The organism is Natronospirillum operosum (genome assembly GCF_004768465.1).
Taxonomy (GTDB): domain Bacteria; phylum Pseudomonadota; class Gammaproteobacteria; order Pseudomonadales; family Natronospirillaceae; genus Natronospirillum; species Natronospirillum operosum.
Genome location: NZ_SRMF01000002.1, coordinates 273,295 through 293,356 on the forward strand (window position 1 = coordinate 273,295; position 20,062 = coordinate 293,356).

Genomic DNA, 20,062 nt, shown 5'->3' on the forward strand with positions numbered 1-20,062 from the left:
GGGTCAGGCCCTGATAAAGTGCGTGCGGTAGTAGCGCAGTTCTTCGATACTCTCGCGGATATCATCCAGCGCCCGATGCGTATTCCGCTTGCTGAAGCCGTCCAGGATTTCCGGCTTCCAGCGCTTGGCCAGTATCTTCAGCGTCGACACATCCAGATTGCGGTAATGCATGAAGGCTTCCAACTGCGGCATGTACCTGACCAGAAAGCGGCGATCCTGACCGATGGTGTTGCCAGCCAGCGGCGAACAGCCGGGATTGACCCACTTGCGCAGGAACGCCAGCGTCTGGGCTTCGGCCTCGGCCTCGGTAATCTGACTGTCGAGCACCCGCTGGGTCAGACCGGACTCGCCATGATGCTGCACACACCACTCATCCATGGCATCAAGCAGGCTGCGGGGCTGGGACACCACCAGCTCTGGCCCTTCGGCCAGAATATTGAGCTGATCATCGGTCACTATGGTGGCGATCTCGATGATACGCTCGCGCTCCGGATCCAGGCCGGTCATCTCGAGGTCAATCCAGACCAGGTTGGTATCTTTGTTCATGGTACTCCCTAATTCGGAGGCTGCCTGTCAGATCAGCCCGTTCCCGGTCTATTCATAACGCTGATGAGGATTCAGCTCACACAGCGACGCCAGTATATTGTGATAGCTTTTCAGTCGTCGCGCCAACACCTGCCCGCTGTCGACCGCCGCGCGCAGCGCGCAGCCGGGCTCGTCCCGATGACGGCAATCGCGGAACCGGCACTGCCCCAGATGCGGCACAAACTCGGGAAACCCGGCCACCACCTCCTGCGGATCAATGTGCCAGAGACCGAATTCGCGGATGCCGGGGGAGTCGATCAGTTCGCCGCCGGCGGGCAGATGGTACAGCTGAGCCCGGGTGGTCGTATGACGCCCCTTGCCGGTGGCGGTCGAGACTTCCTGCACGGCTATGGTCTCACCGAGCAACCGGTTGACCAGGGAGGACTTGCCCACCCCGGACTGGCCCACAAAGACCGTGGTGCGCTGCTGCAACTGCGGCCCCAGTGACTGCTCCAGCGGCTGCAGGGCGCTGAGCTTCAGAGCGCGATAACCCAGCGCCTCATACTCTGCCAGATAGCGGTGGTAGACATCATCGGCCGCCAGCAGATCCGCTTTGTTCAACAACAATACCGGCTCGATGTCCGACAGCGCCGCCGCCACCAGATACCGATCCACCAGGGCCATCGGCGTGGCTGGCGACACGGCGAATACCACCATGATCTGATCGATATTGGCCGCCACAGGACGCAGGTTGCCTCTCAGATCAGGCCGCGACAGCAGGCTGTGACGGTCCTGCTGTGCCACCACCACGCCCGTGTCGTCCGGCCCCGGACACCAGGTGACCCAGTCGCCGGTGACCAACGGCGGCAGGTTGGCACGCTGATGGCAGCGCACCACGCGCCCCTCGTCCGCGTCTTCGATGTCCAGGGTAATACCGTAATGGGCGCGCACGCGACCACGACGCTCGGCGCCCAGCCGCCCCTGCTCGAGGGCGGTTTCTATCTCGGCACCCCGTCGCTCCGACCGGCGCTCACGCTCGTGCTGCGTATGCCGGATACGCGCGAGCTGACGACGTGACAAATTTCGTTTGGCCATTCAATTGCCTGCTCGGGGCCAATGCGGGTACGCTAGCCGTCCCGCATCTCTCCATACCATCGGATTTGAAAGCATCATGTTCAGAACTCTGTTTGTCGCCTTGCAGTACAGTCTACCGCACCACGCCCTGAGCCGTCTTGTCGGGCGCATCGCCGCCAGCGAACGGCGCTGGCTGGCCCAGCCGCTGATACGCGCCTTCATGGCCCGTTTTCGGGTCGACATGAGTGAGGCACAGCACCCGGACCCGGCACACTATGCCAGCTTCAACGAATTTTTCACCCGGCCACTGCGCCCGGATGCTCGCCCTCTGGCCGCCGCCAGCCAATTGCCGGCGGCGCAACTGATCTGCCCGGTGGACGGTGCGGTCAGTCAGGCCGGGCCGATACAGCAGGATACCCTGGTGCAGGCCAAGGGCCATGTCTACAGCGTCAACGCCCTGCTGGGGCGCAACAGCAACCAGCCCAGTGCGTATCAGGCCGGTCGCTTTGCCACCATCTACCTGTCACCGCGTGACTATCACCGCATCCACATGCCCTTTACCGGCACTCTGCGGCGCATGACCTTCGTGCCCGGACGGCTGTTCAGTGTCAACCCGACCACTACCGAGCGCGTACCCGGCCTGTTTGCCCGCAACGAGCGGGTGGTGTGCGAGTTCGAGACAGCCGCAGGCCCGGCCACCGTAGTACTGGTCGGCGCCATGATCGTGGCCAGCATTGCCACCAGTTGGGCCGGCACCATAGCCCCCCGCAAGGGTGGTCTGCAGCAGTGGGATTACGAAATAGACGCCCCGACACTGCAGCGCGGCGATGAGCTGGGCCGCTTCCTGCTGGGTTCCACGATAGTGATCCTGACCAGTGACGCCGGTACGGACTGGACAGACAGCCTGCGCCCGGGTCAGGCAGTGCGGGTTGGCGCACCTCTGGGAGGCTGACAGGACCGCAGAACCCCGGAATTATGCAGTGGTGCCTTGACGACCCTGAGCGATACCCGCAGAATGCGGCCTGTCTGCGCTGAGGAACCGGTTTCCTCACGGTGCCGACCACGGGCTTGGCCCAAGACTGACGTTAGTATGATTCAGAGACACAGCGAGCACCCAGGCACAGTGACCGAAAAGCAAATGCAGAATGCGCCTGAAGTGCGCCCAGACACGCCGTCGAACCCGACCGATGCCCCTGTTTCCGAGGCCGCGCCTGAGTCAGCCGCTGCGTCCGAGACTGCTGCTGCCCCCGGGTCCGAAACGGCGGCGGCTGCAGCGGCCGAATCCGCCAGCCCGGGCGCTGCGCCGAATGCGCCCAAAGAGGCCCCCAAGGTGCATCCGAACCGGGCGGCTTATGACCTGCTGTCCAGTACCTACCCGCACCTCTTTGACCTGAAAGCACCCAAGCCGCTCAAAATCGGCATTCATGTCAGTCTGGCCGAAGACGGCAAGCTGTCCAAGACCAAGATCCGGCGCGCGCTGAACTTCTATGTGCGCCAGCTGGCCTATATCCGTGCCGTATCCGAAGGCGGCAAGCGCTATGATCTGCAGGGCGAAGCCGGCGAAGTCAGTGCGGAAGATGCCGCCCATGCCAAAGCCCGTGTGGAAGAGATCGAGGCGCGGCGCGCGGCCCGCAGGCAGGAGCGTCAGCAGCAACGCCGCAAGCCGGCGGAGCAGCAGCGGCGCAAGTCCGGAGGTAAAGCCGCCAGGGCACCCCGTGCCGAAGCCGGCAAGGGCAAACCCGGCCAGGCGCCGCGTGACACCGGTCGCAAGCAGACCACCAGTGACGGGGCCAGGGCTGACAATGCCAATCCGGAAGAGCGCCTGAACGCGAAGCTGGAAAATCTGGCCCGTCGTTTCAACCGCGACTGATCAGGCCCGGTCCGCCGGGAAGGCCAGCACCTCTCTGATATCCCGCGTCCCGGTCAGTGCCATCAACAGCCGATCCACACCCAGCGCCACACCGGCAGTCTCCGGCAACCCGGCCTGCATGGCCTGGTCCAGGTAGCGGTCCAGTGGTGCCACATGCAGGCGGTGGCGCACGCGCCGACGCTGCTCCGCTTCAAAACGCTGTGCCTGCTCGGCGGCGTCGGTCAATTCGTAATAGCCGTTGGCGAGCTCCATCCCCTGCCAGAACAGTTCAAACCGTCGGGCGATCGGCTGGCCATCCTCCGGGTCCGGCGCAATACGAGCCAGAGCCGCCTTGCTCGCCGGCCAGTCATGAATGAACGTCAGGGAGTCGTGCGGCAGTGCCGGCTCGACCACCTCGGCCAGCCACAGGTCCAGCATCGGCTCGCGGTCTTCATCCGACCAGTCAAAGCGCTCGCGGGTGGCCTGGCGCAGCACCTTCAGATCACCGGCCAGCGGGTCGAAGCCGGCATACTGTCGAAACGCCTGCCGATAGGCCACAAAGGCAACCGGCACGGGTTGCGCATGCAACTGCTGTATCAGGTCGGCCACTTCCTGCATCAGGTCCTGCTCGGAGTAGCCCGGCTGATACCACTCCAGCATGGTGAATTCGGGATTGTGGCGCCGCCCGGACTCGCCCTTGCGAAAGACCCGACAGAGCTGCCAGATGGGCCCGCTGCCGGCCGCAAGCAGGCGCTTCATGGCGAATTCCGGCGAGGTATGCAGATAACGTGGCATGTCGGACGTATTGACCGACAGTGACTCGATCTGATGATCGGGGTTCATGGCACCGCTGAGTATGGGGGTGTCGACTTCCAGCATCCCGCGCTGTGCAAAGAACGACCGGATATCGGCATACATCCGGGCCCGACGCCGCATCATGGTCCATGATGCGGCCGGTCGCCATGACTCTGCTGCCTCGGTGTCGCTCATCCGCTCAGCTCCAGGTGGGGCCGGCTTACTTGGCCCGCGAGACGTACTCGCCGGTACGGGTATCGACCTTGATCACCTCGTGATTGTCGATAAACAGCGGTACCTTGACCACAGCTCCGGTGCTCAGGGTCGCCGGCTTGGTACCGCCGGTGGCGGTGTCACCGCGCACACCCGGGTCCGTTTCGACAATGTCCAGTTCGACAAAGTTGGGAGGTGTTACGGTCAGCACGGCATCATCCCAGAGAGTCACCGTGTAGACCTCCTGTTCCTTGAGCCAGTCCCTGGCCTCCCGCACGGCGGCCTCACTGGCACCGTACTGCTCGAATGAGCCATCCGTCTTCATGAAGTGCCAGAACTCGCCGTCGGTGTAGACATACTGCATGTCCAGATCCATCACGTCGGCCGACTCAATGGAATCACCAGACTTGAAGGTACGTTCCCAGACCCGACCGGTTTTCAGGTTTTTCAGCCTGACCCGGTTGAACGCCTGTCCCTTGCCGGGCTTGACGAATTCGTTCTCGACGATGGTGCAGGGGTCGCCATCCAGCAACACCTTGAGACCGCCTTTGAATTCGTTGGTAGAATAGGTTGCCATATCACTTCCGTTCGCTAGTGTGTGCACAGCCCGGGCCCTGGCCCGAACCGACTCTGAGTTCTTGAAGATCCCTATGATAACCGGAAACCGATCGCCGTTGCAGGTCATCCCGACCGCCGAAGCGGAAAATCCTCGCTGGCAGGACCAGATTGCCGACATGATCACGGACCTACCGACGCTGCTGGCCTATTGCCGGCTGACCGACCCGCCGGCAACCCTGGCCGACATGGCAGCCAACCCCTTCCCGGTAAGGGTCACCCGCTTCTTTGCCGACCTGATGGCGCCGGGAGACTGGCACGATCCGCTGCTGCTGCAGGTACTGCCCTGGCAGAGCGAGCAGCAGGATACGCCGGGCTACAGCACAGACCCGCTGGCCGAGGCAGACGCCACCGCACTGCCAGGGCTGATTCACAAATACCGCTCCCGGGTACTGATCGTGCCCACCAGTGCCTGTGCCATTCACTGCCGCTACTGTTTTCGCCGTCATTTCCCCTATACCGAGCATCGCCTGCGCCCGCAGCAGCGTCAGGACATCATCGACTATCTGCACGACCATGCAGAGATCAACGAGGTCATTTTCAGTGGCGGCGACCCGCTGATGCTGCAGGACAGAACGCTGCACGACTGGCTGCAGCAACTGGCAGCGGTACCCTCCCTGACCCGGGTCCGGCTGCACAGCCGACTGCCGGTGGTGCTGCCCGACCGCCTCACCGAGCCGCTGCTGAACATCCTCACCGGGACCCGCCTGCAACCGGTGCTGGTGCTGCATGCCAATCACCCCCGGGAACTGAGTGAGCGCCTGGCACAGCGCCTGCGCCCCTGGACCCGGGCCGGCGTCACCCTGTTCAACCAGACCGTACTGCTCGGCGGTATCAACGCCACGGCAGCGGCGCAAAGCGCCCTCAGTGAACGACTGTTTGCGCTGGGGGTGCTGCCCTACTATCTGCATCAGACCGATGCAGTGGCCGGCACAGCGCACTTTACCGTTACGGATGCCGAGGCGCAGGCGCTGCACCGGGAGCTGCAGGCGGCACTGCCCGGATTTCTGGTACCCAGACTGGTACGCGAGGTGCCAGGCGACGCCGGCAAGCGCTGGCTCCGGGTCTGAGCTTGCTCCGCCCGGGTCATGATGCCACTATTGAAGTAACCCGTTTACGGCGCAAGAAAAGTGATGTCCCAGAACCCGCAACCTTACCTCGCTCTGGTGGAACCGTCCCGGACTTCGCTGTCCTATGCGCCGTCCAGACCCAGACTGCTGGCCGAGTGGGTCGATCAGTTGCCCAAGGTGAACCACGCCGAGACCAGCCACAGGCTGTACAAGGCCATCCGGGAAATCAATCAGCTGAAATGCAGCCCGGCTGATCGGCTGGAGTTGCTGGACATTCTGGCACCGGAAATAGAGCACGCGGCAGACGGCCTGTTCCGCCGCTATCTGGAACGTCCCTTTGCGCTGGATGAGATGGAGCGCAAGGTACTCAGTCTGACCCATGGCATGGCCATAGAACTGGGCGCCGGCTACAAGGAGGTTGCCCAGGCCACCGCGGGCGGCTGGGGCCTGGGCCGCAAGGACATGGCCGCACGCGCCCTGCACCACTGTATCTGGTCCATACTGCCCAACCTCTACCGCATGTTTTCTCTCTATCTGCCCGCACCCAAGGGGTTCTGGCGCGAGCTCCACGACCTGTATCAATTGGGCCTGCAGCTTGATTCCGGCACCAGGCCCTTCGACTGGAACGGCCACAGCCGGACCCTGAACCAGGCCTATCAGGCCGCGTTGCTGTTCAGCATTGCACAGCCCTTTCAACTGCAGCGCCATGAACTGGACCCGCTGTTTCAGGCCTGCGTGGCCTGGGCGCCCGGCGCCCAACTGGAAAAAGCCGGCCAGGGCGGGATCTATGTGGTCGACCTGACCCGGGATCAGGGACCGAGCCAGCTCAGCCACGACACCACGCTGCACGGCAACCTGATCAGCCTCTACACCGGCGACCTGGTCACCCAGTTGCAGACGCCCCAAAGCCTGCCTGCGGTGCCGAACATGACCGAACGGCTGCGTGACCATCTGGGCATGGCCTGGGACCGGGCCCAGCCGCGCGCCTTTCAGCGCAAGCCGACCCAGGGCGCAGTGACCGTCACGCTGGGCCTGTCAGCGGTACACAGTCAGCTCTGCGGCGGTCACAGTTTCAGTCATTTTCTGGCGGCCTATGCCGACTATCTGCCACCCGATGATGGCCGGGACAGTCGTTTCCAGGCGCGCGACACCCTGGCCACCCGGCAGAGTCAGGACGCCTGGGATCAGTCCCACGACGCCGCGCGCGACCTTGCCCCGGATGCGGCGGCCGATACGCCTGACACCACAGCAGAAACCGCCGCAGAGGTGATGGAATACCCTGCCACGGCAGTGAACATGAGCCCCCGCGGGTTCTGCCTGCACTGGCCCGACCCGGTACCCGAACACCTGATCATGGGCGAAGTGATCAGTGTAAAGGCTGAGAATGCATCCCACCGGACCATTGGCCTGCTGCGCTGGCTGCGCCAGTATCGCGGATCCGGCGTCCGTGGTGGCGTTGAGCTGCTGTCGCCCCAGGCTGAAGCCTGTGCGGTCAGGGTAGTGAATACCAGCGGCCCCAACAGTGATTTTCTGCGCGCCATCCTGCTGCCGGAAATCAACGCCGTGGCACAGCCTGAGTCCGTGGTCATGCCGCGTCTGCAGGTCAGGGCCGGCCAGAAGATTCTGTTGTATCGCAATGGTCGCCAGCAGGCCTATCGCCTGCTGCACAAGATCAATGAAACCAGCGCCGCCGGGCAGTTTTCGATTGCCCCGGCCGGTCCGACGGAAGCCGACCGACCCAAGGCTCAGAAGGATCTGGACTTGCAGAATGACCCGCTGTGGAGACCCGTCTGAGACGGCAAACACAGCCTCATTGAACCCGACAAGACTCAGATCCGCCGCACACACATGCGGATCCGCAAACCATGGAGACGCAACCGGCCACCATGAATGCCGACGCCAACATACCGACCAGCTGCAAGCAAAAGGCCGTTCTGAACCTGCTGATGCTGCACCGAAGCCAGAACGAAGCCGAACCCCTGATCAACAGCCTGCGCGATGCCGGCCAGTCCACCCGCAGTCAGTTTATTGCCTCCACCGACGAGTTGGCCGAGAAACTGGCCGAGCAGGGCTCCGATGTGGTCTGCGTACATCTGGACAGCGAAGCCGTCGACGCACGCCAGGCCATCGAGCTGCTGCGCCGTCAGGGCCGCGACCTGCCCATTATCGGGCTGACCGGTGACCCGTCAGCCGCCACCCTGGAGGCCGCCTTTGCCCAGGGGGTAGAAGACGTCGTTGCGGATGAATTCTCGGCCCACTTCGTACATGCCGTGCTGCGGGCCCACCGCAATCTGCTGAGCCGACGCCAGCAACGTGAACTCGAACTGCGGCTGCAGGAATCCCAGCGGCGCTGCCAGCTGCTGCTGGATGAATCCCGGGATGCCATTGCCTATGTCCATGAAGGCATGCACATCTACGCCAACCAGGCCTACCGGGAGCTGTTTGGCTATGATGACATGGAGGAGCTGTCCTGCATGCCGCTGGTCGACCTGGTCCGTACCGACCCGCCCAGGCAGCTCAAGAACGAACTGAAAAAGGTCGGCCAGGGTGACAAGACCCGGTTCCGGGCGCAGGGGGAGCACGAAAGCGGCGAGCATTTCAATGCCACCCTGGACATCAGCCCCGCAGCCTATGAAGGCGAACCCTGTATCCAGATCGTGATCCGCAAGTCCAATGTCGATGCGGAGGCCCTGCAGGCCAAGGTCCGGGAGATGGCGACCTATGATACCCAGACCAACCTGCACAACCGGGCCTACTTCGATGAGCGTCTGCAGGAAATTGTCGCCGAAGCGGCCCGACAGGGCACCCAGCATACGTTGCTGTTCCTGCAGGTGGCCAACTTCAATGACCTGAAATCCGAACTCGGCATTGCCGGTGCCGATATCGTGCTGGCGGATGTGGCGGAAATACTGCGCACAGCCTTCAGCGAGGCGCGGGTGATTGCACGTTTCCTCGATGATGTCTTTACCCTGATCTGCAGGCAGTCCCTGCAGGACAGTGAAGACGCTGTAACCGGGGTGATTCAGCGGCTGACCGACCATCTGTTCGAGGTCAGCGGCAAGACCGCTCAGGTGCAGCTGCATGCGGGCCTGATCAGTATCGATGAAACCCATCATGACCCGACCGAGGCCGTGACGCATGCCCATGAGGCCTGCATGCTGGCCATCAAGGCCGGCCGGCCCTGCCGCCTCTGGGAGCCGGGTGCACAAACCGCAGCAGACAATACCATCACGGCGCAGCTGCGCGAGGCACTGGCCGCCGACGAGCTCAGCATCCTGTTCCAGCCGGTGATGAACCTGCGCCGGGGCAGCGAAGAGAACTACGAGGTTCTGGTGCGCCTGCACGGAACCCGGGATGAAACCCTGATCGAGCCGCAGGAATTCCTGGACGCGGCTGATGTCGCCGATCTCAGCCGCGATCTGGACCGCTGGGTGTTCCGCCGGACCGTGGTCGAACTGGCCGAACATCGCCGCAGCCGGTCGGCCGCCACGCGCGCTTTCATCCATCTGACCGCAGCCTCGGTGCAGGACCCGACCTTCCTGCCCTGGGCCAACAAGGTGCTGCGTGAACAGCGCCTGCCAGGCGATGCCATCGTCTTCCAGGTCTCGGAACGGGTCGCCCATACCTATCTGAAGATGCTCAAGGCTTTCGTCAAGGGCATCAATGTGTTGCACGCCGGGCTGGCAGTCATCCGCTTCGGGCACCAGCAGCACAACGATGCGCTGTTCCGGCATCTGAAGATCGACTACATCAAGGTGGACCCGGGCTTTATTCGTGACCTGGATCAGAAGACCAACATGGAGCGGCTGAGCGGCATCCTGCAGCAGATCCACCAGCACGAGGTGGCTTCCATAGTGCCGCATATCGAAAGTGCTGCCGTGCTGGGCAATCTGTGGCCGCTCGGCGTGCACTACGTGCAGGGCTACTACCTGCAGGCGCCGGCGCAGAGCATGGACTTCACCTTCGAGGAAGACGACTGAGCGCTCAGTCGTCGGTCAGCTGGTGCTGTTCCTTGAATCCCAGCAGGTAGAGAATGCCATCCAGGCCCATGGTACTGAGCGCCTGCCGGGCATTCTGCTGCACGATCGGCTTGGCCCGGAAAGCAATGCCCAGACCCGCCGCATGCAGCATGGGGAGGTCATTGGCACCGTCGCCGACGGCAATGACCTGCTCCAGTGAGATCTGCTCGCGCGCTGCTATCTCGCGCAACAGGTCAGCCTTGCGCTGCCCGTCGACGATGGGGGTGGTCACCTCGCCGGTCAGGCGGCCGTCGGCATCGAATGTCAGCTGGTTGGCATAGACATAATCGATACCCAGTTGCCGCTGCAGATACTCGCCAAAATAGGTAAACCCGCCGGACAGGATGGCGGTCTTGTAGCCCAGCGCCCGCACATGCCTGATCAGGCGTTCTGCGCCCTCGGTAATCGGCAGCCGGGCGGCCACCTCGGCCAGCACGGATTCATCCAGGCCGCGCAGCAGCGCCATGCGCTGGCGGAAACTCTGCTGAAAATCCAGTTCGCCCTGCATGGCGCGTTCGGTAATTGCCGCTACCTCAGCCCCCACGCCAGCCGCCGCCGCCAGCTCGTCGATCACCTCGGTTTCGATCAGGGTGGAGTCCATGTCGAAGCAGATCAGGCGCCGATTGCGCCGATACAGGGTGTCTTCCTGAAAGGCAATGTCCACATCCAGGTCAGCCGCCGCCTGTACAAAGCGTGAGCGCATCACGTCGGCATCCACCGGATCCCCGCGCAGGGATATTTCCACACAGGCGCGACTGGCCGCATCGGCCTGACCCAGCGGCACACGCCCGGACAGACGCACGATGTCGTCAATATTCAGCCCCTGTTCCGCCACCACCTCGGCCATGCGGGCAAAGTGCACTGCCGTGATCTTGCGCGCCAGCAGGGTCACGATGTATCGCTTCTTGCCCTGACCGCCGACCCAATGCTCGTAATCGGCGGCCGAAACCGGCGTGAACTGCACGCTCACGCCCATCTCATGGCCCTTGAACAGCAGATCCTTCAGCACCGAGCTGGACTGAGCGCCCGGAGGCAGTTCAATCAGCATGCCCAGATTGAGCTGTTCATGGATCACCGACTGGCCAATATCCAGAATGGCAATGCCGTGCTGCGCCAGCAACTCGGAGAAGGCCAGCGTCAGCCCACGACGATCCGAGCCGGCCACCCGGAGCAGTATGACTTCAGAAGTATCGGCCACAGACATGGGCCGACTTACTGGCTGTCCAGCAGTTTGCTGGCCTTCTCGACCCGAGCGCGCAGCTCTGCAATCAGATCATCGGCTTCATGCGTGGACAGGGCACGGATGCAGTCCGGGCTCAGCATGAACAGCCCGTGACCGATGGCGTCCAGTTCTTCTTTGATCTGTTGCTTGGCATCACTCATGTCGGTGTCCTCTGTGCCGTTATTTGGGGTGGTGAGGGGCCCTGCCAGCGGTTAGACTGTGGAGCCTCTGGAATCGGGCGCCATTGTACCGGCAAACAGGACAGCAGACCATACGGCACAGGCGGTTCCCGGACAGCGCCAAACACCACCTCGATCACGCACAGCATTGATGGAATCCGACCACAGGATGATCTGGCCCACGGTACACAAACTGGCACGTTCGCCCGCCGCACTGCTCGCTCTGGGCAGCCTCCTTCTGCTCACTACCGCCAACGCGCTGCTGCTGATCTGGCCCACCTATCTGCAGATCGAGCAGCAATGGTACCAGCAGGGAGAGCAACTGGCGGCCGAGTATGCCCACAGGTCCACCAACCTGCTGACACTGGATGACCGCATCAGCCTGACTGTCGAGGCCCAGCGCTGGGCACGTCAGGACATGCTGCTCGGTATCGAGATCGCCGACCCGCAGGGCCGGGTCATCACGGCTTCCGGCCAGACCAGCCATCTGCCCGAAGTGGAGTTTTCCGCCGCGCTCTACTACGAAGACAGCCTGTTGGGCAACCTGACCCTGTGGCAAGACCCGGCCCCGCTGCTGCAGGCACGCTGGCGCAATCTGGCCCTGCTGGCCATCAGCACCGCCCTGCTGGCCGGTCTGGGCTGGCTGCTGTGGCGCCGCTTCCTGACCCGCAGCCTCAGCCAGCAGACGCGTTTCAATGACCGCCTGTGCGAACTGTTCCCGGCCCTGCAGCCAGACCCGATCGTGGAGCCCGACCGGCAGGCCGAACATCTGCGCGAGCAGTTCGAGCAGCACTACCATCACAGCCTGCTCGTGGTCCACGAACTGCAGCAGCGCCTGGATGATTATCAGTTGGCGGAAATCTACCAGCGTTTTCAGGACAGCAGGCAGCCCGGCGAGATTGCCGACGGTGCCCTGCTCAAGATCGACCTGCTCAATCTGGATGCGCTGGAAGGCCAACTGACCGCCGCCATCATCAAGCAACTGCTGGACAGTACACGCCAGCGCTGCGAGGACGTCATGCGGCTCTATCATGGCGAAACCACGCAGGATCCGTGGCAGTTTCTGGTGCGGGATCATACCGATGAAGGTGATTTCATTCAGCGCACACTCTGTGCGGCCTATGTGCTCAACAGCCTGCTGCGGGACCATACCGACTGGGCCCTGCGCCCGCGTCCCGAATTCAGCCTGTCGATCATGGCTGGCCCGCTGTATGTCGGCATCCAGACCAGCGGCGGGCTGCCGGTGCGTACCGTCTTCGGTCAGGCCCAGCAGGACCTGGACGCTCTGAGCACGCACAACCGGGGCGAACAGATTCTGGTTGGCGAACCTGTCTTCCGCTACGCCGCCCTGGGCGACGTGGTTGAAGCCGAGATCTACCGTGATGTCACGCTGCCGGGCGCAGAGAGCCTGGAAGTCTGGCGCCTGAGCGGCTTTGCCGACAACTGGCTGCGCGTGCTGGACCGTCAGGTACAGGCGCTGCGCGAGCGCTTCTGAGCCACAGGCCGGACGTCCGATGATTGACTCGACACCGGTCTGACATTAGCTTTGGGCGCTGCCCAAACGCGAGAGGAGTTCCCGCATGTCCAGGCCCCTGTGCCATTTCAATGATATTCCCGAGGGTGAATCCAGAGGCTTCACCGTCGAAGGGATGGCCCTGTTTGCAGTCAAGAAAGACGCCGAACTTTACCTGTACAAGAATGAATGCCCGCATCTGGGCGTGAATCTGGAATGGAAGGAAGACGAATTCCTGGATCTGGACGGTGAACTGATTGAATGCGCCATGCACGGCGCCCTGTTCCAGATCACCGACGGCCACTGCATTGCCGGCCCCTGCCAGGGCGAGTCACTCAAGCCCCTGCCCTGGAAGATGGACGACGGCCAGGTCTATCTGCTCTGATCAGCAGGTCCGCTCCAGAAAGCCGGCCAGTCGGGTCAGCGCCTCTTCCAGCCGCGGCGTATCGCAGGTGTAGGCAAAGCGCACATAGCGCTCCGGCGCGGCGCCACCGAAGTCGTCACCCGGCGTGGTGGCGACATGTGCTTCCTGCAGCAGACGCGCACTGAAGTCCCAGGCACTCAGGCCGGTGTGGCTGACATCCACATAGAGATAGAACGCCCCCTGCCCGCCTGCCGGGCACTGGAAACCGAGCCGCTGCAGCCCGCTCAGCAGCACATCACGGCGCTGCCGGAAGGCCTGACGGCGCTGCTCATAGACCTCGCCCATGTCAGCATCCAGCGCCCGCAGCGCCGCATGCTGCGACATGGTCGGCGGCGCCAGAAACAGATTCTGCACCAGTCGATTGGCCGCTTCCACGGCATACGGCGGCACTACCGCCCAGCCCAGACGCCAGCCGGTCATGCCGAAATACTTGGAAAAGCTGTTGACCACCCAGGCCTGCGGATCCACTTCCAGCACCGAGGGCGTGCGCTCGGCATCATTGACCAGACCGTGATAGATCTCGTCCACCAGCAGGTGGGCGTCATGCTCGCGACACCACTCGGCGAGTACCGACAGGCGCGCGCGGTCAAGCACCTTGCCGGTCGGGTTGGCCGGGCTGGAAACCAGCAGGGCCCGGGTTTCGGGTCGCCAGTGCTGCGCCAGCCAGGCGGCAGTCAGATCGAACCCCTGGTCCGCTGCCAGTGGCGCACAGCGGGTGCTGATGTTCAGCAGCCGACTGATATGGCGGTTGCAGGGATAGCCCGGTTCCGGCAACAGGATTTCCTGCCCCGCATCCAGCATCAGACTGAGCACCACCTGCAACGCCCCGGAAGCGCCCGGCGTCAGCACAAAGCGCTCGGGGGCAATAGCGAGGCCGTAGCGGCGCTGGTAGAAGCCCTGCAGGGCCTGCTGCAGGCCGCGCAACCCGGAAGACGGGGTATAGAAGGTCTGCCCGGACTGCATCGACTCGACGGCCGCAGCCACTACCTGGGGCGGGGTCGGAAAATCGGGCTCGCCCACCTCCAGATGAATCACATCCGCACCCTCGGCCATCAGGCGCTGGGCTTCGCCCACCAGATGCATCACCTGAAAGGCCCCGACCTGCTGCTCACGCTGTGCCAGTTTCGGCATGACGATGTCTCCACCTGCCCATAATCGGCGGCCAGTGTACACCAGGATCAGGGGCAATGGTTCCCGTCGTCCCGGCATAGAGGGTAAACTGTGGCCATGAAGCAACCCAGTATCCACGCCCAGCTCCACCCCGCCGGCGGTGGCAAAACACCCTGTCGCGGGCGTTTTGCACCATCGCCTTCCGGGCCGTTGCATTTCGGCTCGCTGGTGGCGGCTCTGGGCAGTTGGCTGGACGCCCGGGCCCGGGACGGCGTCTGGCTGGTGCGTATCGAAGACATTGATCCGCCACGGGAGCAGCCCGGGGCTGCTGACGACATCCTGCGCACGCTGGAGGCCTTCGGCCTGCACTGGGACGAGACCGTAGTCTGGCAGAGTCAGCGTACCGAGGCCTATGAGGCCGCGCTGGCACAGCTGCGCCCGCATCTGTTCTGGTGCACCTGTACCCGCGCCATGCTGCGTGCCCACGAGGGCGTCTATCCGGGCACCTGCCATCACCGTCGGACACCCCCGGCAGAGCTGGCAGCCATTCGCTGTCGCGCTGCCGAGCCACCCGCCTTTGTTGATCGCCTGCAGGGCGAGATCAGGCTCGATGTCACCGTGGCCGGGCGTGATCCGGTACTGCGACGCAAGGACGGATTCTGGGCCTATCAACTGGCCGTGGTGGTTGACGACGGCGCCCAGGGCATCACCGACGTGGTGCGCGGCCGGGATCTGCTGACCACTACCCCCATACAGGTGGCGCTGCAGCGTCATCTGGGGCTGCCGACGCCGAACTATCTGCACCTGCCGCTGGTCACGGACGACAGCGGGCGCAAACTCAGCAAGCAGAACCATGCACCGGCCATCGAAGTCAGCCAGCGCCGGGCCTTGCTGCGGCAGGGGCTGCAGGTACTGGGGCTGCAGCCGCCGGTCGGCCTGTCGGCAGCGGAGCTGCTGCGCTGGGGCATCGCGCACTGGCCGCAGCGCCGCCAGAGCACCGACGCTGCGACAGCCACTCTGCTCCCCACCACCGAGGAGTCCGACTCCGCATGACCACGCTCAGTCTGCCTTTGCTGCTGGGGCTGTCACTGGCCTATCTGACCACACTCTTTGTGGTCGGGCAGGCGGCCGACCGCAACTGGATACCACGCCGCATCAGTGAGCACCCACTGACCTGGCTGCTGTCTCTGGGTCTGTTCTTCGGGGTCTGGGGCTTCTTTGGCACCGTCGGCCTGGCCTATGCCCTGCAGGGCGGATTTCTCACCTTCTTCCTCGGTGTGTCACTGGCTTTTCTGGCCCTGCCGGTACTGATTCAGCCGCTGATGCGCATCACCCAGAACTATCAGTTGGGTTCTCTGGCCGACCTGATGGCGTTCCGTTTTCGGTCGCGCTGGGCCGGCACTCTGGTGACGCTGGCGCTGACGCTGGTCATCATGCCACTCTTTGCGCTGCAGATTCAGGCAGTCACCGGCAGCCTGTCACTGCTGCTGGGCACGGTACATGAGCAGCGAGTGGCCATCGGGTTCATCATCCTGGTGCTGTTGTTCACGGCCTTCGTAGGGGCCAACCAGCTCGGCCAGGGGCGGCGCTCCGGCAGTCTGGTCATGACGCTGGCAACCGACGGCCTGCTGCGGCTGCTGGTCTTTCTCGGCCTGGGCGCCTTTATCGCCTGGCAGGTCTTTCAGGACCCGCTGGACATGTGGCAATGGCAGACCAGCCAGACCGCCCGCCACGCCCTGCTCGGCGAAAGCCTGGGTCTGACTACCGGCCTGACGCTGGTCTTCATGTTTGCCCTGTCCCCGGTTGTGCTGCCGCACCTGTTCCATCTGCTGGTCCGGGAGCAGCCCGGCGGCATCAGCCGCCGCTGGCTGCAGTTCGGCATGCCGGTGTACGCGCTGCTGTTCGCGCTGCCGGTGCTGCCCGTTCTCTGGGCCGGGTTGCGGCTCGGTTTCCCGTCCCTGCCGGAATACTTTGCGCTCAGCATCGGCCAGCAGCTGTCCACGCCCTGGCTCAGTGCGACCCTGTTCGTCATGGTGGTGTCGGCGGCAGTGACCACCCTGCTGGTCAGCACCCTGGCCCTGGCGTCCATGTGGATCAATCATGGTCTGTTGCCCTATGCCCCGCCCCGGCGCGAGTCATCGGACATCTATCACTGGCTGCTGTGGGCCCGGCGCGGCCTGACCATGGTCATCCTGCTCTGTGGCCTGGGGTTCTACGGCATCCTGCAGACCGGACACAGCCTGACGTCGCTGGGCATGCTGTCGTTTGTGTCGGCACTGCAGCTGCTGCCCGGCCTGGTCGGGCTGCTGTACTGGCAACGCGCCAGCCGCACCGGCCTGATGGCCAGCCTGGCCACGGGCATGGGGCTCTGGCTCATTCTGCTCGGGCTGCCGCTGGTGGTGGAGGCGCACCGCAGCATGAGCAGCCTGCCCCTGTACTTTGAAACCCTGGCCAGTGAGTGGTTCCTCACCACCCTGCTGACCTTGGCTGCCAACGCACTGGTGTTCGTGGTGTTTTCGCTGTGGTTCCCGCCATCCACCGAAGAACAGGCCGCCGCCTCGGCCTGTAGCCAGAACGCCCCCATGTCGCCCAGCCGGCGGGCCCTGCGCGCCCACAACGCGCGCGAGTTCGTGGCCCAGCTGGCCGGCCCGCTGGGTCAGGTTACCGCCGAACGAGAGGTGGAAAAAGCCCTCAAGGAACTGGGGTACACCCTGGCCGAGTACCGACCCTTCGCGCTGCGCAACCTGCGTGACCGGCTGGAAATCAATCTGTCCGGCCTGATGGGCCCCAGCGTGGCCAACACTCTGGTCGAGCGTTATCTGGCCATAGATCCGACCGAGATCGAGCCCGCAACCGAGGACCTGTATCTGGTGGAGAACCGCCTGGAAGGCCTGCACAATCAGCTCACCGGCATGGCCCGCGAACTGGACCAGTTGCGGCGTTTCCATCGGGATACCCTGATGCGACTGCCCATCGGTGTGTTTTCGCTGGCTCAGGATGGGGAGATTCTGTTGTGGAATCAGGTCATGGCCCAACTGACCGGAATCCCCGCCGAGCAGGCCCTGGGAGCCCGCCTGGGTCTGTTACCGGCGCCCTGGCGCAGCCTGCTGGAAGGCTTTGTGGATGACAGCCATCAGGACGCGGCCCTGCTGCCCATGGACGAGGGTGATCAGCGCCGCTGGCTGAACCTGCACAAGTCATCGGCGCCGCAGAGCCCGGGCCTGGGTGAGCCCGCTTCCATGGTGGTGCTGGTGGATGACCAGACCCAGACCAAGATGCTGGAGGAGGAACTGGTGCACAGCGAACGCCTGGCCGCCATTGGCAGCCTGTCGGCCGGTGTCGCCCATGAGATAGGCAACCCCATTACCGGCATCGATTCACTGGCGCAGGAGCTGCGCTATCTGAGCAGCGAACCCGACGTGCAGGAGGTTGCCGATCAGATACGGGATCAGGCGTGGCGGGTCACCACTATCGTGCAGTCTCTGGTAAGCTATGCCCACGCTGGCCTGGGTCGGCGCCAGGATGAACACTCGCCGCACCGGTTGCAGGACGTGGTTCAGGATGCCATCAATCTGCTGCAGCTCAGCAAGGGAGCCCGTCCGGTAGTGTTGTTGAACGAAGTGCCCGCAGACATCATGGTACCCTGTGACCCCCAGCGTCTGGGTCAGGTGTTTATCAACCTGCTGACCAATGCGCGCGATGCCTCGGCGTCCGGGGATGAAATTCTGGTTACGGCGGAAGCCGATCGGCATCGCGTCCAGGTGGCGGTGCTTGATCATGGCAAGGGCATTCCCCCCGAGGTCCGGGACCGCATCCTGGAACCCTTTTTCACCACCAAGGAAGTCGGCAAGGGCACCGGGCTGGGCCTGTCCCTGGCCAGCAATATCATTGAAGAACACTATGGCAGCCTGGATATTGAAAGCCCGGCTTTCCAGTTGGAAGGCCGGGGTACGCGGGTGATCATCACCCTGCCCCGATTCATGACAGAGGTTGAAGCGACTCCCTGATGGCCAGCATTCTGATAGTTGAAGATGAAGTCATTATCCGCAGTGCCCTGAAGCGGCTGCTGGAACGCCATGAATTCTCGGTCAGCGAAGCCGGCTCCGTTGACGAAGCCTGTCAGCAGGACCCGTCAATCTTCGATCTGATCATCAGTGACCTGCGTCTGCCTGGCGAGGCCGGCACCGAGATGATCACCCGTGCCCCTGGCGTACCGGTGCTGATCATGACCAGCTATGCCAGCATGCGCTCGGCGGTAGACGCCATGAAAATGGGCGCCCGGGACTATATCGCCAAGCCTTTCGATCACAACGAAATGGTACAGACGGTAAAGCGCATTCTGGCTCAGGGCCATGACCCGGATGACACCTCGGAAGCCGATGCCGGCGCCACCACCTCCGCCAGCGAGCGCATGGGCCGCATGGTCGGCCAGTGCCGGGCCATGCAGAAGCTGTATCAGCAAATCCGCAAGATCGCGCCCACCCAGGTTACCGTGCTGATTCATGGTGAATCCGGCACCGGCAAGGAACTGGCCGCCAAGGCCCTGCACGAACACAGCACGCGCGCGCAGGCGCCCATCGTCTCGGTCAACTGCGCTGCCATCCCCGAGAGCCTGATCGAATCTGAGCTGTTCGGTCATGAACGCGGAGCCTTCACCGGCGCCGTGGCCGCTCGTCAGGGTCTGGTCGAAGCGGCGGAAGGCGGCACCCTGTTTCTGGACGAAATCGGGGAGCTGCCGCTGGAAGCCCAGGCGCGTCTGCTGCGGGTGATTCAGGAACGCGAGATCCGCCGCGTCGGCACCGTACACTCAAGGCGTGTGGATATCCGCCTGGTGGCCGCCACACACCGCAACCTGCGCAACCTGGTCGAGGCCGGTCGGTTCCGGGAAGACCTCTATTATCGGCTGCAGGTCATCGAACTGACCATTCCGCCCCTGCGCGAACGGGGTGACGACATCCTGATGATTGCGCGCTACCTGCTGTCCAAGTACGCCCGCGAGATGCAGCTCGATGCCATCCCCGAACTGTCGGAGGCGGCCTGTGAACGCATCATGAGCTATGACTGGCCAGGCAATGTGCGGGAACTGGAAAACGCCATGCAACGCGCCATGATACTCTCCGAAGGCGACCATCCCATCAGCGCCGAGCTGCTGGGCCTGCCTTCCGGCCGCCGGGCCGGTCCGGTCACCACCTCTGCGGCGACCACCACGCCGGCCGGCAGCAGCGGCGGTGCCAGTGCGCCCATCGGCACCAGTGCCGACAATGTGGATGATGCCTCGCTGGAAGACTATTTCGTGCAGTTCGTGCTGGAGCACGAAGAGCACATGAACGAAACCGAGCTGGCGCAGAAACTCGGCATCAGTCGCAAAAGCCTGTGGGAAAGACGACAGAAGCTGGGCATACCCCGCCGCAAGGGCAAGTAGCAGACCACAAGCAACAGGCACCGGCAGACTGC

The 20,062-nt window shown here is 63.6% G+C and carries 17 protein-coding genes; 10 read left to right on the top strand and 7 right to left on the bottom strand.

All coding sequences use genetic code 11. The annotated features are described in order from the left end of the window. Positions 1-3: 3 nt before the first annotated feature. Positions 4-546 (bottom strand): oligoribonuclease, encoded by a 543-nt coding sequence (gene orn, locus E4656_RS07715; protein WP_135482624.1) that lies wholly within the window; start codon positions 544-546, stop codon positions 4-6. A gap of 48 nt (positions 547-594) precedes the next feature. After that, the gene (rsgA, locus tag E4656_RS07720) at positions 595-1,620 is read right to left on the bottom strand and encodes a small ribosomal subunit biogenesis GTPase RsgA (protein ID WP_135482625.1); all 1,026 of its coding nucleotides are present in this window, start codon (positions 1,618-1,620) and stop codon (positions 595-597) included. Between the two features lie 76 nt (positions 1,621-1,696). Here rsgA and asd point away from each other — a divergent pair, with 76 nt between their 5' ends. Together asd and E4656_RS07730 are read left to right on the top strand one after the other, a co-directional pair. Continuing rightward, entirely contained in the window at positions 1,697-2,551 is an 855-nt protein-coding gene (gene asd, locus E4656_RS07725; protein ID WP_135482626.1) for an archaetidylserine decarboxylase, read from the top strand. A 171-nt stretch (positions 2,552-2,722) separates the two neighbouring features. After that, positions 2,723-3,469 (top strand): ProQ/FINO family protein, encoded by a 747-nt coding sequence (locus E4656_RS07730; RefSeq protein ID WP_167855975.1) that lies wholly within the window; start codon positions 2,723-2,725, stop codon positions 3,467-3,469. Here E4656_RS07730 and epmA read toward each other — a convergent pair whose 3' ends face one another. Together epmA and efp are read right to left on the bottom strand one after the other, a co-directional pair. After that, the gene (gene epmA, locus E4656_RS07735; protein ID WP_135482628.1) at positions 3,470-4,438 is read right to left on the bottom strand and encodes an EF-P lysine aminoacylase EpmA; all 969 of its coding nucleotides are present in this window, start codon (positions 4,436-4,438) and stop codon (positions 3,470-3,472) included. It abuts the gene before it with no gap. Positions 4,439-4,463: 25 nt separating this feature from the next. Then, complete coding sequence (efp, locus tag E4656_RS07740; RefSeq protein ID WP_135482629.1) at positions 4,464-5,033, bottom strand: elongation factor P; 570 nt, start codon at positions 5,031-5,033, stop codon at positions 4,464-4,466. Positions 5,034-5,106: 73 nt separating this feature from the next. Here efp and epmB point away from each other — a divergent pair, with 73 nt between their 5' ends. The 3 genes from epmB to E4656_RS07755 all read left to right on the top strand — a co-directional run bounded on the left by epmB (position 5,107) and on the right by E4656_RS07755 (position 10,121). Next, the gene (epmB, locus tag E4656_RS07745; RefSeq protein ID WP_135482630.1) at positions 5,107-6,141 is read left to right on the top strand and encodes an EF-P beta-lysylation protein EpmB; all 1,035 of its coding nucleotides are present in this window, start codon (positions 5,107-5,109) and stop codon (positions 6,139-6,141) included. A gap of 63 nt (positions 6,142-6,204) precedes the next feature. Beyond that, complete coding sequence (locus E4656_RS07750) at positions 6,205-7,935, top strand: hypothetical protein (RefSeq protein WP_135482631.1); 1,731 nt, start codon at positions 6,205-6,207, stop codon at positions 7,933-7,935. Between the two features lie 71 nt (positions 7,936-8,006). Further along, complete coding sequence (locus tag E4656_RS07755; RefSeq protein ID WP_135482632.1) at positions 8,007-10,121, top strand: EAL domain-containing response regulator; 2,115 nt, start codon at positions 8,007-8,009, stop codon at positions 10,119-10,121. A gap of 4 nt (positions 10,122-10,125) precedes the next feature. Here E4656_RS07755 and serB read toward each other — a convergent pair whose 3' ends face one another. Together serB and E4656_RS20215 are read right to left on the bottom strand one after the other, a co-directional pair. Then, positions 10,126-11,364, bottom strand: coding sequence for a phosphoserine phosphatase SerB (serB, locus tag E4656_RS07760; RefSeq protein ID WP_135482633.1), 1,239 nt, complete (start codon positions 11,362-11,364; stop codon positions 10,126-10,128). 8 nt (positions 11,365-11,372) lie between these two features. Then, a complete protein-coding gene (locus tag E4656_RS20215; protein WP_167855976.1) occupies positions 11,373-11,543 on the bottom strand; it encodes a hypothetical protein in 171 nt (56 codons plus the stop codon). 169 nt (positions 11,544-11,712) lie between these two features. On the opposite strand from E4656_RS20215, the gene E4656_RS07765 reads away from it, so the two are divergent. Further along, positions 11,713-13,056 carry a hypothetical protein gene (locus E4656_RS07765; RefSeq protein ID WP_167855977.1) on the top strand — a complete coding sequence of 448 codons (1,344 nt, stop codon included), beginning with the start codon at positions 11,713-11,715 and terminating at the stop codon, positions 13,054-13,056. Between the two features lie 85 nt (positions 13,057-13,141). After that, on the top strand, positions 13,142-13,459 hold the full coding sequence (locus tag E4656_RS07770; RefSeq protein WP_135482635.1) for a Rieske (2Fe-2S) protein: 318 nt from the start codon (positions 13,142-13,144) through the stop codon (positions 13,457-13,459). Here E4656_RS07770 and E4656_RS07775 read toward each other — a convergent pair whose 3' ends face one another. Next, positions 13,460-14,629, bottom strand: a complete 1,170-nt coding sequence (locus tag E4656_RS07775; RefSeq protein WP_135482636.1) for an aminotransferase class I/II-fold pyridoxal phosphate-dependent enzyme — start codon at positions 14,627-14,629, stop codon at positions 13,460-13,462. Positions 14,630-14,725: 96 nt separating this feature from the next. On the opposite strand from E4656_RS07775, the gene gluQRS reads away from it, so the two are divergent. Genes gluQRS through E4656_RS07790 form a run of 3 tightly spaced genes read left to right on the top strand, consistent with a single transcriptional unit; the run spans position 14,726 to position 20,030 of the window. Beyond that, a complete protein-coding gene (gene gluQRS / locus E4656_RS07780) occupies positions 14,726-15,661 on the top strand; it encodes a tRNA glutamyl-Q(34) synthetase GluQRS (RefSeq protein ID WP_135482637.1) in 936 nt (311 codons plus the stop codon). Further along, complete coding sequence (locus E4656_RS07785) at positions 15,658-18,615, top strand: ATP-binding protein (RefSeq protein WP_135482638.1); 2,958 nt, start codon at positions 15,658-15,660, stop codon at positions 18,613-18,615. Before gluQRS ends, E4656_RS07785 begins: the two co-directional genes overlap by 4 nt. Further along, positions 18,615-20,030, top strand: a complete 1,416-nt coding sequence (locus tag E4656_RS07790; RefSeq protein ID WP_135482639.1) for a sigma-54-dependent transcriptional regulator — start codon at positions 18,615-18,617, stop codon at positions 20,028-20,030. The genes E4656_RS07785 and E4656_RS07790 overlap by 1 nt, the downstream gene beginning before the upstream one ends. The last annotated feature ends 32 nt before the right edge of the window (positions 20,031-20,062 follow it).

Excerpts from the sequence above, each read along its gene's own strand:
- orn (WP_135482624.1), bottom strand. The coding sequence starts at position 546 with ATGAACAAAGATACCAACCTGGTCTGGATTGACCTCGAGATGACCGGC.
- rsgA (WP_135482625.1), bottom strand. The coding sequence starts at position 1,620 with ATGGCCAAACGAAATTTGTCACGTCGTCAGCTCGCGCGTATCCGGCAT.
- asd (WP_135482626.1), top strand. The coding sequence starts at position 1,697 with ATGTTCAGAACTCTGTTTGTCGCCTTGCAGTACAGTCTACCGCACCAC.
- epmA (WP_135482628.1), bottom strand. The coding sequence starts at position 4,438 with ATGAGCGACACCGAGGCAGCAGAGTCATGGCGACCGGCCGCATCATGG.
- efp (WP_135482629.1), bottom strand. The coding sequence starts at position 5,033 with ATGGCAACCTATTCTACCAACGAATTCAAAGGCGGTCTCAAGGTGTTG.
- epmB (WP_135482630.1), top strand. The coding sequence starts at position 5,107 with ATGATAACCGGAAACCGATCGCCGTTGCAGGTCATCCCGACCGCCGAA.
- E4656_RS07750 (WP_135482631.1), top strand. The coding sequence starts at position 6,205 with ATGTCCCAGAACCCGCAACCTTACCTCGCTCTGGTGGAACCGTCCCGG.
- E4656_RS07755 (WP_135482632.1), top strand. The coding sequence starts at position 8,007 with ATGGAGACGCAACCGGCCACCATGAATGCCGACGCCAACATACCGACC.
- serB (WP_135482633.1), bottom strand. The coding sequence starts at position 11,364 with ATGTCTGTGGCCGATACTTCTGAAGTCATACTGCTCCGGGTGGCCGGC.
- E4656_RS20215 (WP_167855976.1), bottom strand. The coding sequence starts at position 11,543 with ATGAGTGATGCCAAGCAACAGATCAAAGAAGAACTGGACGCCATCGGT.
- E4656_RS07765 (WP_167855977.1), top strand. The coding sequence starts at position 11,713 with ATGGAATCCGACCACAGGATGATCTGGCCCACGGTACACAAACTGGCA.
- E4656_RS07770 (WP_135482635.1), top strand. The coding sequence starts at position 13,142 with ATGTCCAGGCCCCTGTGCCATTTCAATGATATTCCCGAGGGTGAATCC.
- E4656_RS07775 (WP_135482636.1), bottom strand. The coding sequence starts at position 14,629 with ATGCCGAAACTGGCACAGCGTGAGCAGCAGGTCGGGGCCTTTCAGGTG.
- gluQRS (WP_135482637.1), top strand. The coding sequence starts at position 14,726 with ATGAAGCAACCCAGTATCCACGCCCAGCTCCACCCCGCCGGCGGTGGC.
- E4656_RS07785 (WP_135482638.1), top strand. The coding sequence starts at position 15,658 with ATGACCACGCTCAGTCTGCCTTTGCTGCTGGGGCTGTCACTGGCCTAT.
- E4656_RS07790 (WP_135482639.1), top strand. The coding sequence starts at position 18,615 with ATGGCCAGCATTCTGATAGTTGAAGATGAAGTCATTATCCGCAGTGCC.